The organism is Aequorivita sediminis, assembly GCF_032080575.2.
Lineage (GTDB): Bacteria > Bacteroidota > Bacteroidia > Flavobacteriales > Flavobacteriaceae > Aequorivita > Aequorivita sediminis.
The window spans coordinates 39,301-53,543 of sequence record NZ_JAVLSO020000007.1; the positions used below are offsets into that span (position 1 = coordinate 39,301).

Annotated in this window: 12 protein-coding genes; 3 read left to right on the forward strand and 9 right to left on the reverse strand. The window is 34.8% G+C overall.

The window, feature by feature from the left end:
* Nucleotides 1-32 precede the first annotated feature (32 nt).
* The 5 genes from RT250_RS11025 to RT250_RS11045 form a co-directional block, all read right to left on the reverse strand.
* Nucleotides 33-1,820: a ribonucleoside-diphosphate reductase subunit alpha gene (locus tag RT250_RS11025; RefSeq protein ID WP_313114785.1), complete on the reverse strand. Its 1,788-nt coding sequence runs from the start codon at nt 1,818-1,820 to the stop codon at nt 33-35.
* Nucleotides 1,821-3,095 carry a ribonucleotide-diphosphate reductase subunit beta gene (locus tag RT250_RS11030; protein ID WP_313114786.1) on the reverse strand — a complete coding sequence of 425 codons (1,275 nt, stop codon included), beginning with the start codon at nt 3,093-3,095 and terminating at the stop codon, nt 1,821-1,823. It abuts the gene before it with no gap.
* Between the two features lie 244 nt (nt 3,096-3,339).
* The gene (locus tag RT250_RS11035; protein ID WP_313114787.1) at nt 3,340-4,326 is read right to left on the reverse strand and encodes a DNA topoisomerase IB; all 987 of its coding nucleotides are present in this window, start codon (nt 4,324-4,326) and stop codon (nt 3,340-3,342) included.
* A gap of 245 nt (nt 4,327-4,571) precedes the next feature.
* Complete coding sequence (locus RT250_RS11040) at nt 4,572-4,730, reverse strand: T9SS type A sorting domain-containing protein (RefSeq protein ID WP_313114788.1); 159 nt, start codon at nt 4,728-4,730, stop codon at nt 4,572-4,574.
* Nucleotides 4,731-4,754: 24 nt separating this feature from the next.
* The gene (locus RT250_RS11045) at nt 4,755-5,387 is read right to left on the reverse strand and encodes a hypothetical protein (protein WP_313114789.1); all 633 of its coding nucleotides are present in this window, start codon (nt 5,385-5,387) and stop codon (nt 4,755-4,757) included.
* A 586-nt stretch (nt 5,388-5,973) separates the two neighbouring features.
* Between RT250_RS11045 and RT250_RS11050 the strand changes: the two genes are divergently transcribed.
* The 3 genes from RT250_RS11050 (at nt 5,974) to RT250_RS11060 (ending at nt 11,586) form a co-directional block, all read left to right on the forward strand.
* Nucleotides 5,974-7,044, forward strand: a complete 1,071-nt coding sequence (locus tag RT250_RS11050; protein ID WP_313114790.1) for a PA0069 family radical SAM protein — start codon at nt 5,974-5,976, stop codon at nt 7,042-7,044.
* Between the two features lie 115 nt (nt 7,045-7,159).
* Nucleotides 7,160-8,875, forward strand: coding sequence for a helix-turn-helix domain-containing protein (locus RT250_RS11055; protein ID WP_313114792.1), 1,716 nt, complete (start codon nt 7,160-7,162; stop codon nt 8,873-8,875).
* A gap of 440 nt (nt 8,876-9,315) precedes the next feature.
* On the forward strand, nt 9,316-11,586 hold the full coding sequence (locus tag RT250_RS11060; RefSeq protein WP_313114793.1) for a S9 family peptidase: 2,271 nt from the start codon (nt 9,316-9,318) through the stop codon (nt 11,584-11,586).
* Nucleotides 11,587-11,749: 163 nt separating this feature from the next.
* Here the strand turns inward: RT250_RS11060 and RT250_RS11065 are convergent, their stop codons facing one another.
* The 4 genes from RT250_RS11065 to RT250_RS11080 form a co-directional block, all read right to left on the reverse strand.
* Nucleotides 11,750-12,430, reverse strand: a complete 681-nt coding sequence (locus RT250_RS11065; RefSeq protein WP_139854356.1) for an HD domain-containing protein — start codon at nt 12,428-12,430, stop codon at nt 11,750-11,752.
* 169 nt (nt 12,431-12,599) lie between these two features.
* Nucleotides 12,600-13,343: a lysophospholipid acyltransferase family protein gene (locus RT250_RS11070; protein ID WP_313114794.1), complete on the reverse strand. Its 744-nt coding sequence runs from the start codon at nt 13,341-13,343 to the stop codon at nt 12,600-12,602.
* 81 nt (nt 13,344-13,424) lie between these two features.
* A complete protein-coding gene (locus RT250_RS11075) occupies nt 13,425-13,649 on the reverse strand; it encodes a hypothetical protein (RefSeq protein WP_313114795.1) in 225 nt (74 codons plus the stop codon).
* Between the two features lie 15 nt (nt 13,650-13,664).
* Nucleotides 13,665-14,075: a BrxA/BrxB family bacilliredoxin gene (locus RT250_RS11080; protein WP_139854360.1), complete on the reverse strand. Its 411-nt coding sequence runs from the start codon at nt 14,073-14,075 to the stop codon at nt 13,665-13,667.
* Between the last annotated feature and the right edge of the window lie 168 nt (nt 14,076-14,243).

Below are 14,243 nucleotides of genomic sequence, written 5' to 3' on the forward strand. Positions count from 1 at the left end.
TTTTATATAAAATAGTTGGCTAATCAAGAAGTTTACGCTTCACAACTTGCGCAATCTTTTTTCTGAGCAAACTTTTGTGCAGCATTCATACTGTGTTGGTAGTACAGTGATTTCAAACCAAGTTTCCAAGCAGTTACGTGAATTTTATTAATCTCCTTAACTGGCATTTCTGGATGGATAATAATGTTTAAAGACTGACCTTGGTCAATGTGGTTTTGACGGTTAGCAGCTTGATAAATTAAATCCATTTGATCGATTTCAGAATAAGTTTTAAACACATCTTTTTCTTCATCGGTTAGAAAGTCTAAGTGCTGTACAGAACCGTCGTAATCGCGAATATTCCTCCAAACTTCAAGAGTATTCATACCTTTCTCTTCAAGTAATTTCTCTAAGAATGGATTTTTAATTGTAGTTTTTATCTTGGCGATATCTTTTACATAAATATTAGACCAGATAGGTTCGATACCTTGTGACACTTGTCCTAAAATAAAGGCGGAGGAAGTTGTTGGTGCAATAGCATTTAAAGTAGCATTACGTCTTCCGTAACCTTTGAGTACTTCTGGTTCCCCAAATTTTTCAGCTAATTCTTCCGAAGCTTTGTACGACTTCTCTTTAATAACTCTAAATATCTCACTGTTTAAGTTATAAGCTTCTTGGCTATTTAACGGAAGCATTTTAGATTGTAATAACGAGTGCCATCCTAAAACTCCAAGGCCTAAAGAGCGGTTGTCCTTAGCGAAATTATACGCGCGCTCCATAAACAGGAAGGTTTGTTTGTCTTCGCGACTATCAGAGTCACGGTAAACTTCTAGTTTTTCAATGAATTCGGTAATTACAGCATCTAAGAAATATACCATAGTTTCAACGGCATCGGTATCTTTCCATTCGTCGTAGTGTAATAAGTTTACTGAAGATAGTACACATACAAACGACCAATTATCGTTAGATGGCAGCATTATTTCAGTACACAAATTACTTGCGTAAATAGGCAGGTTTTTATCTTTATAGACATCTGCAGCCGAATTGTTAGCGTTGTCTTTAAAGAAGATGTAAGGATAGCCCATTTCACCTCTTCTTTGCAATACCTTTGCCCAAATAGTACGCTTAGCTTCGTCTCCATCAATCATTTCCTGCATCCATTGGTTGGTTACAGTAACCCCGTGTGTTAATTCTTGTATAGGGTTCCCTTCCGTACCAATTTCTAAGAACTCCATAATGTCTGGATGCTCAACTGGTAGGTATGGTGAAAATCGTCCTCTCCTTACCGAACCTTGGCTTACAACATCAACCATAGATTCAAAAAGTTGCATAATGTGAACAGCTCCTGACGCTTGGCCATTATTTTTTACTTCAGCTCCACGATGACGAATTTTTCCAAAGTACCCTGATGTTCCTCCTCCAAGTTTAGACATCATACCAACTTCCGATTGGGTGTAAAGTATATTCCCCATATCGTCGCTAACGTGCGATCCAAAACAGCTGATAGGAAGTCCTCGTTCTTTTCCAAAGTTAGACCAAACAGGTGATGCTAAAGAGAAAAACCCTTCAGACATATAGTGATAAAATTTATCAGCATAACCTGGTATTTCTAAAATTTGTTCCGCTCTATCTGCAATTTCTCTAATGCGTTCTTCTGGAGTTACCCCTGGTGTAAGGTAACCAGAAGCTAAAAAGTTACGACTGTGTTCTGTAAGCCATTCAAAGCCTTGTTTTTCTTCACTTGTATTGTGTAGTGCTTCTTTTCTAGCGTTTACTAAGTGGTCAGTTTCTGAATTTGACGTTGTAGTCTGTGTGTCGAGGTTGGTGTGTAGTTCGTTCATTTAAAAAAGGTCATCACTGGTTATACTTTGGGTTCTTTTGCTGTAGTTTATTGAGCGTTTTACGAAGAAATCTCCGTGCTTGGTACCGATAATTTCATCGTCAAACCATTCGGTTTCTGCTAATAAACTTTCGTCTATGTCAAATATTTTTTCAATTCCGATGCTTTCAAGCGACTTGTTGAAACGGTTTTTGATAAACTCGTTTACAACATTTTTTGGCAAGAAGTCTAGTTCGCCATCTTCAAAAATCCAATCAATTATTCTGCTCTCGGCGATAAAAGCTTCTCTACACATTTCTTGAATCATATTGTGATAGCCTTCGTCAAACCAATCTGGGTTTTCTTCTTTAATGATTTTTATTAAATCAATTCCAAAGTCGCCGTGAATTTGCTCTTCTTTTGAAGTAGCCTCAACCACGTTTGAAATTCCTTTCAACATGTTTTTATGCTTGTTAAAGGCCATGATTATTAAGAACTGTGAAAACAATGAAACGTGCTCGATAAAGAGTGAGAAAAGTAAAACAGATTCGGCATAGTCTTTATTATCTTCACTTTTTGCGTTTTTAAGTGCGGTTTCTAAATAGTGAACACGCATCATAATTACTGGCTTCTTCTTTAGGTTTTTAAATTCCTCATTTAAGCCTAATATTTCAAGAAGGTGTGAGTATGCATCGTGGTGTCTAACTTCACTTTCTGCGAAGGTTGATCCTACCGACCCGATTTCTGGTTTTGGCATTCTATGATAAAGATCGCCCCAGAAATTTTTCACAGCTACTTCAATTTGAGAAATAGCCAGCATTGTATTTTTAATAGCGTTGCGTTCTACGTCGGTAAGACGAGTTTTAAAATCTTGGATGTCGCTAGTAAAGTTGAATTCGGTGTGAATCCAATATGAATGACGAATAGCTGGAACATATTCATAAAGCGCTGGATATTCGTATGGCTTTAAATTTACTCGCTTTTCGAATATGTTTAGCTTTCGTTTTTGGGTTTGTTGATTCCTGTACAGGATATACCCTTTTGCTACATCGAAAAATCCACTTTCCATCAATTTCGTTTCCACAAAATCTTGAACTTCTTCTACCGTTGGGATATATTTCCCATCCATGCTTTTTCTTTCTAGCAAAGCTTCATAAACCATCTCAGATATGCGCTTTGCATCCTCAGGTCCACCGTGATTTGCAGCGGACATTGCTTTTAAAATTGCATCTGTAATCTTTTGTAAATGAAAGAGTTTGGTGGTAAAATCTCTCTTAATAACGTGGGTAATTTCCATAAGAATGCGTACTAAAAATTATAAATAGTATTCAAAGTATAAAGATGAAAATTAAATGAATGTGATTTTATCGAAAGGTCAATTTGTTGTCAAATGTTTATTAACAATTACGAAAAACAAGGAGACAAGTGGAGGTTAGTGCGTTTAAAACACTAGAGTAGTAATATTATTAACAAAGCGAAAGTTAAGATACCAGATTTATTAAAAATATGTTTTTATTTTATTCAAGGTTTAATGCATTTTACTAGTTTTTTAAACGGTTCCGTAACATACACAATACCCCTACTTCTTCTTTCGATAGGTTTTCTGCTTTTTTAAGAAGTTTGTTTATTTCTTTTTCAAAATATTGTAGCGTTTTACCTTGAGTATAATTATCAATTACACGTGGATCTATATACGAACTTCTTGCAACCGAAGGGGTGTTGCCTAATCTCTCGGAAACTCGATTCACAGCTTCTTTAATATTTTTGTCGAGTTGTTTCTGGTCTTTTTTATCCACAACTCCAAGTTCATCTAATGCAATTGCAGCAATCATGGTGCCTGCCCAAGTTCTAAAATCCTTTGCTGAAAATTTTTCGCCCATTACTTCGTGAATGTAGGCATTCAGATCATCGCTTTTAACATCAACGATAGAGTCATTTTCATCGAGATATTTGAAAATTTCATATCCTGGCATATCATCAATTTGTTGGACGATTTTGGCTAGCTTTCCATCCACTATATGTTTTTCCTGTTCTTGATTTGATTTTCCGTTGTAATGAAAAATTATTTCATCGCCTTCAATGGTCAAGTGCTTACTTCTTAAAGTGGTTAAGCCATAAGTTTTATTTTCTTTGGCATAAGTCTCGCTACCTGGTCTAAAAAATGCCGATTCTAATAATCTTAACATTGTAGCTAATACCTTCTCACGATTTAACTTTTGTTTACGGAGATGTTGACCTGTAACGCGACGCATATGTTCCAATCGATCTGCAAAATCTACGATGCGATCAAATTTTTCGGCAGTTTGCCGCTCTCTATAATTTGGATGATATATGTACTGTTTGCGTTCTTTGTCGTCTCTGCCGGTAACTAACAGGTCGGCGTCCTTGTCTTCACTAATTTCAACATCTGTCCAAGCAGGTGGAATTACTAACGATTTTATCCAGTTTCTTAGGTCTTTATCCTTGACGGTTTTACCGTTCTCATCTTTATATGTAAACCCCCTTCCGTGCTTTTTCCTGTAATACATCGGCAATTTTTGTTTTAAAAATAAATTAAAATATAGTTGAAAACTATTACTTTATAGTATCTTTAAGATTTCTCTAAATAAGAAAAGTCGGGAAGCGTTGAAATACACCTCCCGACCTTTACAATGTGTTTTTGATCTTAAACTTCTTTTAGTATATATACCTGTAATTTATTTAATTATTGCACCACCAATTTATTAGTAACAATGCCTTTTGAGGAGATAACTCTAATATAATAAACACCAGATTAAAGGGTTGAAGTATTTAACGTTGCTTCCTTCACAGACAGATTAGTTTCTTTTAAAACCACTTTTCCAGTTGTGTCTACAATATCAACAGCGGTAATTATATTTTTATCTCTAAAAATAGTAAATTGGTCTGTAGCAGGATTAGGGAATAAACGCAAGTCAATTGCAAATAAGTCCTGATTTTAAACGCCCATTGTTCCAAGTTCTTCATAATCATAGATATAATCACAAACGTAAATTAACTCACCTAAATCATTCTCGGTGTACCAATGTTCAAGAACAGGTTTATTAACCATTTCAACTAAACTTTTGGTTTTTGCATTGTCTTCTGGATTTACAGGTAACACTAGTTGTTCAACTATGTAATCGGTGTCGTATTCGTATAAATGTTTATTTGTAACTCTACTTCCACTTGGAGTTTTGTGTTCCCACTTGATACAGTTTTTATTGTCGTCGTAGGAAAACCATTCTACTCCAGGTATATACCAAACTGTTCCATCCCAAATTGATGGTTTTGAGCTTAATAACGTACCATCAGGGTTGTATGTGTATTCAATTTTCCAAGAGTCGCTCAAAGTTCCCGTTTGCCAAGTGTCTTTTACAAATTCTTCTAATTTTTTATCCTCGGCGTTATAGGTAACGGTGCCAACTTCAATTAAATCTGTTTCATTAAAGTATAGCTCCCAAGACTCAAGTTGGTTTTTACTGTTATAAAAATATTTATAAATTTCCCCTAGCTCAAAAGTAGAGCCTCCGAAACTATTGTAATTTTTGCGGGTTGTAAGATTTCCATCTTGGTCGTATTCGTAGTCCAAATAATAAACGTGGGTCCAATTGCCGTTTATTTGTTGGTATCCATCTAGTTTAACAACATTTTTTGCGGCGTCGTAAGTTAAAGTGTCTTAAACTCTAACGTTATCATCTATAAGAAGTGCATCCATAGAACTCAATAACATATCGGAGTTATAAGTGTATTTTTCATACTCAAATCAATCCGAAGAACGATACTCAGAAAGAAGGAACTCTTTTTCGATATTCTGAGCAAAACCTATTGTAGTAAAAGCAAAAGAAAAGGAGTAAAATTTTTTTCATAAAAGATGTTTATTTAATTAGAGAATTAGGGTTTTGCTATCAAACTTACATCGATTTTAATAAAACACAAGTGGATTTTATAAAATTAAAAATTGAACGAAACCCTTGTCATAATTGACCTCACCCGAATTGTTATTTTTGCTAGTAAAGCATTATGTATCAATTCAAATCTGTTTTTTTAGTTTGAATATTGATGGATAACCTGCTAGTTAGTAGGATTTGAATATAAATTTTATGGAAATAATCCAAGATAAAACGGATAAATTCCAATATAGTATTTAACTTTGAAATTAAGAATTCAACTTCAGTATGTCTAAAAAAACTTTAAATGGTCGTGGAGCTCAGAAAAATATTCAAAACAGATTTTTTGAAAATAAGCATGAAATTTTGGATGAGTATTTAAATTTCTGTGAGGTAGAAGGAGAGCAAGCCGATGGTAATAAGACGAACTATATTGAAGTATTCCCAAATAGTTTTGTTAACAAGGTAAATAGTCCAGATGTGGGGATGGGATATTCGGCAAATCCATATCAAGGCTGCGAGCACGGTTGTGTGTATTGCTACGCTCGTAACAGTCACGAATATTGGGGGTATGGTGCCGGATTGGATTTCGAGCGAAAAATTTTATTTAAAAAAAATGCCCCGCAATTGCTAGAAGAAAAAGTTACTTCGAAGAATTGGGAAGGAGATACCATTGTTTTCTCCGGCAATACAGATTGTTATCAGCCACTAGAACGGAAGCTTGAAATAACAAGAAAGTGTTTGGAAGTGATGCTAAAATGGAAACATCCTACAGGAATTATCACTAAAAATTCATTGATTCTTCGTGATTTAGACATACTGAAGGAAATGGCAAAACTGAATATAATTCAAGTTAATATTTCTATTACCTCGCTTTCCGAAGACACTAGAAGATTATTGGAACCTCGTACGGCCAGTATCAAACAACGTTTAAAAGCAGTTGAAGTTTTATCGGAAAATGGCATTCCAGTAAGAGTAATGATGGCGCCAATAATCCCTTCACTAAACAGTCATGAAATTCTACCACTAGTTAAGAAAGTAGCAGAACTTGGAGCGGTTGATGTAAATTATACTATTGTAAGATTGAACGGACAAATTGCTGAAATTTTTAAAGACTGGGCTTATAAAACTATCCCCGATAAAGCAGAACGCATTTTGAATCAAATTGCTGAATGTCACGGAGGAAGTCTAAACGACAGTAATTGGGGAAGACGTATTAAAGGAGAAGGAACTATTAGCGAACAAGTTAAAAACACTATGGCAATAGCTAAAAATCGATATCTAAAAGGTAAATCGAAAAAGAAGTTAGATACATCTCACTTTCTAGAACTTAAAAATCCACAGTTAAAGCTGTTTTAATCTCATTTCTAACAAATAAAAGTTTAATAACTAATTTTTAAGCTGTGTAATCTGTACCAATATTATAAAAATTTTCTGTTTGCTTTAGTATATTTACGCCTTACTTTCAGCAAAAATGAAATTTTTCTGTTCTGCTATTTTAATAGTACTTTCAATATCAACTTCACTTTCTCAATCGGAAGGTGAATTTTCACATCTATCTTTCAATAGTATTAACGATACAATACAGAAATATTCATATACCGACCTAGATAAAACCATCACTGCTGCAAATGCTTATATTTTAAAAAGTCAACGTGAGAATGACTTAATAAATGAATGGGTTGGTCTAAACGCTATTGCCGTTTCCTATTACCATAATAGGATGTTTAAAGAGTCTAGCGAACAGTCTGAAAAAAATATGCATTTTGCCCAAAAACATAACTTGCGTGAACAAGAAATGGAGTCTCTTGCATATTTGTCGGATTTGCAATTGGTAGTTAGTGATGTCTCAACACAATTGGAGTATTATGAAGAGCTTCTTCAGTTGGCTGAAACGTACAACAGTGATTCTTACAAACAGATAGCTTATAATAAAATTGCTTCCGTTCTTGATGTTAGTGGCGATACTAGAAAGGCAATAAATATTCGTAAAAAATCGCTTGATTTCTTTGAAAATAAAACGGTAGATTCAACTTTCACACAAAGATCTATAAATTCCAAAATAGCCATGATAAGTTTTTACTTATCAAATTCTTACCTCGAGCTGGAAAAAGTAGATTCGGCAAAATCATATGTCATTAAAATAAAACAATTTTCTGAAAAGGATTTAGATACATGCTATATGGCTTTTTCGTATGCTGCAGAAGCTGAGATTGCTTATACAGAAAAACGTTTTAAAGAGGCTAAAAAATTCTATCACAAATATTTTGATGTTTGCCCAAAAGAATACGATCTTATAAAAATAAACTACGCTTACCAAATAGGTAAAATTGAATTGGCAGAAGGTAATTATCGCTTGGCTAGCGAAATTTTACAGAAGGGTTTGGACGATTACAATGTTACTTCTGTTGAAGAAGGCTTTATGAAAGATTATTATGAGAAACTTGCGGTAGCCTATAAACAAACAGGAAATTTTGAAAGAGCGAGTTTCTATTTTGAAAAATACCTTACTTCAAAAGAAAAACAGACTGAACTGAAGGACAGTGCCAAAAAATCACTTTTAGAGAATGAAAGGGAAGCTTTTTTAAATGAGGTCAACTTGCTGAAGACCGAAAAGGAAAAAAATCAAGCCTATCTTAATTATTTAATGTTAAGCGCATCGGTTGTAATCCTAATTCTACTCTTTGTTTTACTTCGCTTTTATAAAAACAAAAAGGCAAATGAGTTTAAATTCGAGCAATTACTGGCCAAAATTGAAGCTGCCAAGCAATCAGATGAAATTATAGATACGAAGGATGAGGATTTAGAAGAAAAAAACAGTAATGATGTACCCGAAGACATTAAGCAACAAATTTTAGATGGTCTTAAAAAACTTGAAAAGCAGGAATATTTCTTAAAGCAAGAATGTAGCTCCTATAATATTGCCAAGAAAATAGGCACAAATACTTCTTATCTTTCTAAGGTTATAAATTCGCATTACGGTAAAAACTTCAATACATATATCAATGATCTTCGCATCAATTACGCTATACTTCGTCTTAAAAACGATGTGATTTTCAGGTCGTATTCTATTCAATCTATCGCTGAAGAAGTAGGTTATAAATCGGCAGATTCGTTTACTAAATACTTCAAAAAAGATACAGGATTAAACCCTTCTTTTTACATTAAAGAAATCAAGAATATCGTCTAAAGGCTCCGTTTCAACCCGAAATTTATAAATATAGGGTTGGGGTATTCCTATCTCTTCAGAATAACAGAAATAAACCGTGGCGCTAGTATTTTAAGTGTCTCCCACGTTTTAAGTGCATCCCTATTTTCCTAAATCTCGGGATGCTTCTCTTTTATTATAGTGTTTTGTGTTGCAGCTTTGTTTTAGAAATTAACAACTAAAACTTTGTAATATGAAATCACAAAATCCTAAAACTGAAATCTCATCACAAGTAATAATTAAAACCAATGGTAGGTCAATTTCGATTGTGAAGCATTGGCAAGGCGACTATAACACTAAAAATAAATTATGATGAAGAATAAGACCACAAGACGAATTCAACTTATAAAATTTGCAATTGGCGTCATACTAGGCGTAATTATTTACCTTTCAATCAAACTAATATTTTAAACCAAACACTTATGACAACAATATTGAAGTTTTCAATCGCACTTACAATGCTATTTTTAGTAGGAACTGTAAATGCGCAAAAATTAGACGGAGCATACAGCGGAACTCTTGAAGTTCAGGGAATGCAGATGGAGCTTATTTTCAACATTTCTCCAAATGATGATGGATATAGCGCAACCTTAGATGTTCCTATGCAGGGAGCAAGCGGAATAGAACTTGATTCTGTAGTTTTGCAAAATGAAAATGTAACCATTACTTCCGCCAAAATGGGTCTGACCTATACTGGTGTAGTTTCTGGAGAAACTATTGAAGGAACTTTTGAACAAATGGGACAAAAATATCCATTAACCTTGAAGAAAACAGTAAAAACAAAACCAGGAAATACAGCGCTTCCGTCAACCGATGAGGAATTGGCGAAACTAGCGGCAAAGTCTAAAGGAAATTTTAAATATTCTGTTGAAGATTATTTTAAAACTCCTGAAGCTTATTCTTTTCAGCTTTCACCAGACGGCAAGTTTATTAGCTACTTAAAGCGAAGAGAATCAGGAGAACGAGATTTGTATTTAAAAGAAACCGCTACCCAAAAAGAAACGTTGCTTATAAAGCAAGATGAAGATGTAATTCGCGGTTATTTCTGGGCAAATAATAACAGAATTCTATACATGCAGGATAAGGGTGGAGATGAAAACCACCACGTGTATGGTGTGGATGTAACTGGGGCGAATAAAAGTGAGCTAACACCATTTGAAGGAGTTAAAGTAAACATCATAGAATCTTTAAAAGAAGATGAAGATCACGTAATTGTTCAAATGAACAAGGACAATCCACAGCAAGAGGAGCCTTACCGTCTTAATATTAATACAGGTGAAATTACAAAGCTTTACACCGTAAAAGCCGGTGATCCTCCGGTGAGCTCTTACGATTTTGATAGAAAAGGAAACTTACGTGCCATTAATAGAATTGTAGATGGTATAAATATGGAATTACTTTATAAAATTGACGGAGAATTTAAACGTGTAAAGCTTACAGAGTTTGGAGATACATTTGGAATTATCTCATTTAACCCAGCTACCGAAAATCCTAATGACGCATATGTAATTTCAAACCTAGATGGCGATAAAATTGAAATCCAACTTTACGACTTAAAAACAAATAAGAAGCTTAAAACACTTTTCAGTAACGATACATTTGACGTTTCGGGTGTTTCACTTTCAAGAAAGAGAAACTATGAAATAGATTACTTCAGCTACACGGGGGAGAAAACAGTTGTTAAACCAGTGAGCGAAACCTATAAAAAGATATATGCTCGTTTAAAAAAGGAATTTGGAGAAAAGCAATTTTTCACCATAGGAAAAACAGATGATGAATCTCAGTATATGATTGCTGTAACAAGTGATAAAATTGTAGGGGAGTACTATATTTATGATGTTGAAAAGGATACAGTGACACTATTATACAAGCTTTTACCACATCTTAAAGCTGAAGATATGGCTACTATGAAGCCAATTAAATTTCAAAGTCGCGATGGACTTACCTTGTATGGCTACATCACTCTACCTGCAGATTATAAAAAAGGTCAAAAATTGCCATTAATAGTAAATCCTCACGGCGGACCACAAGGTATTAGAGATTACTGGGGCTTTAATCCAGAAGCACAATTATTTGCAAGCAGGGGTTATGCCACATTACACGTTAATTTTAGAGTTTCGGGTGGATATGGAAAAGAATTCCTAAAAGCTGGTTTTGGTCAGATAGGACGTAAGGCAATGGACGATGTAGAAGACGGTGTAGATTACGCAATTGCTCAAGGCTGGGTAGATAAAGATCGCGTTGCAATTTACGGCGGAAGTCACGGTGGGTATGCAGTATTAAGAGGAATGACAAAAACTCCAGAGAAATATGCTTGTGGAGTTGACTATGTTGGAGTTAGTAACCTTCATACTTTTATGGGCACTATCCCTCCATACTGGGAAAAATATCGCGAGTTGTTATACAAAATCTGGTACAACCCAGAAATCCCAGAAGAAAAAGCTATTATGGATGAAATCTCTCCAGCTTTGCACGTAGATAAAATTACGAAACCACTTTTCGTTGTCCAAGGAGCTAACGACCCAAGAGTAAACATCGATGAAGCCGACCAAATTGTTGAGAGTTTACGCAGTAAAGGTGTGGAAGTGCCTTATATGGTAAAATACGATGAGGGACATGGTTTTGCTAAAGAAGAGAACCGCTTGGATTTTTATAAGGCGATGATGGGCTTTTTTGCTCAGCACTTGAAGTAGACTTAAGACCGCTGCGCTATAAGACGTAGGACTTAAGACTAAAAAAAATCCTGAAATTATAAAACCTATTGGACGTCAAGTTTGATAGGTTTTTTCATTTCTTTGCGTTATTCACGCCTTTGCGGTAATTATTTCACCGCAGAGACACAGAGGACACATAGTTTTATTTTTTACCATTCCATTCTGCGTAGAATTGTGCCAGAAATGTTTCCATAAACACGTGTCTTTCTATCGCAATTTTACGTCCGGTTTCGGTGTTCATTCTATCTTTTAGAAGCAAAAGTTTTTCATAGAAATGGTTAATAGTAGGAGCGTTAGAGGCTTTGTATTCCGAAGGAGACATATTTAATTTTGGTGTTATTTCGGGGTCGTAGAGTTTTCTATTTTTGAAACCTCCGTAATTAAAAGTACGAGCGATTCCAATTGCTCCTAGGGCGTCTAATCTATCTGCATCTTGTACAACTTCGAGTTCTAGGGAAGTGAATTTCTGAGTTTTATTACCTCCACTAAATGAAACATTTTCTATGATTTTCACCACGTGCTCGATGATTTCTTCGCCAACGTTTTGGGTTTTTAAAAACTCTCTCGCTTTTTTTGGCCCAACAGTATCATCTCCATTGTGAAATTTTGAGTCGGCTATATCGTGAAGCAAAGCTCCTAAGGCAACTACAATTTTATCAACTTTTTCGCCTTCGGAAATATGTATTGAATTTTTGTAAACCCTTTCAATATGAAACCAATCGTGTCCGCCTTCTGCATCTTTCAATTCATCCTTAACAAATGCAATTGTATTGCGGATTATTTCTTCTACTGAAGCGTCGTCGAAAATGGATGTTGAAGTCATTATTTTAAGAATTAATCAAAGTGTAAACAATAGGTAGCAATCTTGGGAAGGAGATTGTAGGCTTTCTTCGTATTCATCATTTAAATACGATAATTTAAGTGTTTCTAAGTTTAATTTCTAGGCTCTAGCGGCAGAGCGAGTCTAGCTTCTTTTCAAAAAACACTAGCTTTTATTTATGAATCTTTGACACCACAGTCTCTTCCACCTGGTCGATTAGGGCCTCAACTTCATAATCCGAAATTTTTAATGCTGGGTGGGCAATTAGCTCTAAACAAACCCCCATTTGAATTGGGAACATCCCGTTGCGCTGTAATTTCCAAGAATTATTGATAGTAACGGGAACTACATATCCTTCAGGGATTTTTTTGAAAAGGGTTTGCAATCCAGTTCTTCTAAATGGCTTTGGAACTCCGGTTTTACTTCGTGTTCCTTCAGGAAATATAACTCCACTTCGATTGTGCTGTTGAAGATATTTTGAAAACTTAACCATTTCAACAATAGCTTGTCTCGGATTTTTTCTGTCAATTAAAATCGAGCCCCCATGACGCAAATTGTAGGAAATAGAAGGGATTCCTTTACCCAATTCTATTTTTGAAATAAACTTAGGGTGATACCTTCGCAAGTACCAACTTATCGGCGAAATATCCCACATACTTTGATGATTGGAAACAATTATAATAGGTACGTTAATAGGAATATTATCACTTATCTCAACGTGAAATCTAGTTCCAACAGCGTGCAGACAACGCAGGATTGTCCAGTTAAAAATATCGACAGTTTTTTTATGTGCTGAGTATCCAAACCAATTAAAAGCAACCCATTGAATAGGGTGAAAAATCAATATTGTAATACCGAAAAGCAGGTAAAACAATACTGTAAAAGGATAACTAATAATTTTTAAAAGTGTTTTCATTGGTTGTCAAAAGTAAGAAAACCGCCTTAATTAAGACGGTTTTTGTATTCGCTTATTTTCAGTTCTCCTTTTTGAAAAACTTTATTTTTTGGACTTCGACTTGTTCTTTAATGTGTTTTGGTCTATATAAATATAATTATAAACGCTAACGATAATAATTAGTAGCCAAAAGCCTCTATAAAGCCAGTTATTTACTTCCTTCCCTAATAAATACGAAACACTAGGGTTTTCATACAAGTTGTAAGCTATTGCTCCCAAAGCTAAAATGCCTATAACTATGGTTAAGGGTTTGTTCAGCTTAATCACCGGATGTATTTCTGTTTAGCAATATTCGTTATATGCATTTTTAAGGTTTTCAGCAATCATATCAGCTGGTCTCCCTTCAATGTGATGACGTTCTAACATATGTACTAATTCACCATTTTTAAATAATGCCATAGATGGTGAGCTAGGAGGGAAAGGAACCATTTGTGCTCTTGCAGCATCTACAGCTTCACGGTCAACTCCTGCAAATACAGTTACTAGGTTATCTGGTTTTTTATCGTTTTGAAGAGACATAGCAGCACCTGGACGAGCGTTAGCAGCTGCACATCCGCAAACAGAGTTAACAACTACTAAAGTAGTTCCTTCTTTTTTTAGTGCTTCTTCAACGTCGTTTGCTGTATATAATTCGGAAAAACCTACTTTAGTTAGGTCCTCACGCATTGGTTTTACTAGTTCTGCTGGGTACATATTATTTGTATTTAAAGTGTATTAAAATTTTGATGCAAAGATACTAATTCTTATCTAGAAAAGTTCCAAATAACAAAATCCAAATCCCAAAAAATCCCAAATTGTAAGCTCGAAACTTTAAAGGTTTAGAAAATCTTAAATAGTGATATTTTTAGAATCTTATACTTA

Bases quoted from the DNA above. Each gene is read 5' to 3' on its own strand.
- RT250_RS11060 (WP_313114793.1), top strand. From the start codon at position 9,316: ATGACAACAATATTGAAGTTTTCAATCGCACTTACAATGCTATTTTTA.
- RT250_RS11025 (WP_313114785.1), bottom strand. From the start codon at position 1,820: ATGAACGAACTACACACCAACCTCGACACACAGACTACAACGTCAAAT.
- RT250_RS11055 (WP_313114792.1), top strand. From the start codon at position 7,160: ATGAAATTTTTCTGTTCTGCTATTTTAATAGTACTTTCAATATCAACT.
- RT250_RS11065 (WP_139854356.1), bottom strand. From the start codon at position 12,430: ATGACTTCAACATCCATTTTCGACGACGCTTCAGTAGAAGAAATAATC.
- RT250_RS11050 (WP_313114790.1), top strand. From the start codon at position 5,974: ATGTCTAAAAAAACTTTAAATGGTCGTGGAGCTCAGAAAAATATTCAA.
- RT250_RS11035 (WP_313114787.1), bottom strand. From the start codon at position 4,326: ATGTATTACAGGAAAAAGCACGGAAGGGGGTTTACATATAAAGATGAG.
- RT250_RS11080 (WP_139854360.1), bottom strand. From the start codon at position 14,075: ATGTACCCAGCAGAACTAGTAAAACCAATGCGTGAGGACCTAACTAAA.
- RT250_RS11070 (WP_313114794.1), bottom strand. From the start codon at position 13,343: ATGAAAACACTTTTAAAAATTATTAGTTATCCTTTTACAGTATTGTTT.
- RT250_RS11030 (WP_313114786.1), bottom strand. From the start codon at position 3,095: ATGGAAATTACCCACGTTATTAAGAGAGATTTTACCACCAAACTCTTT.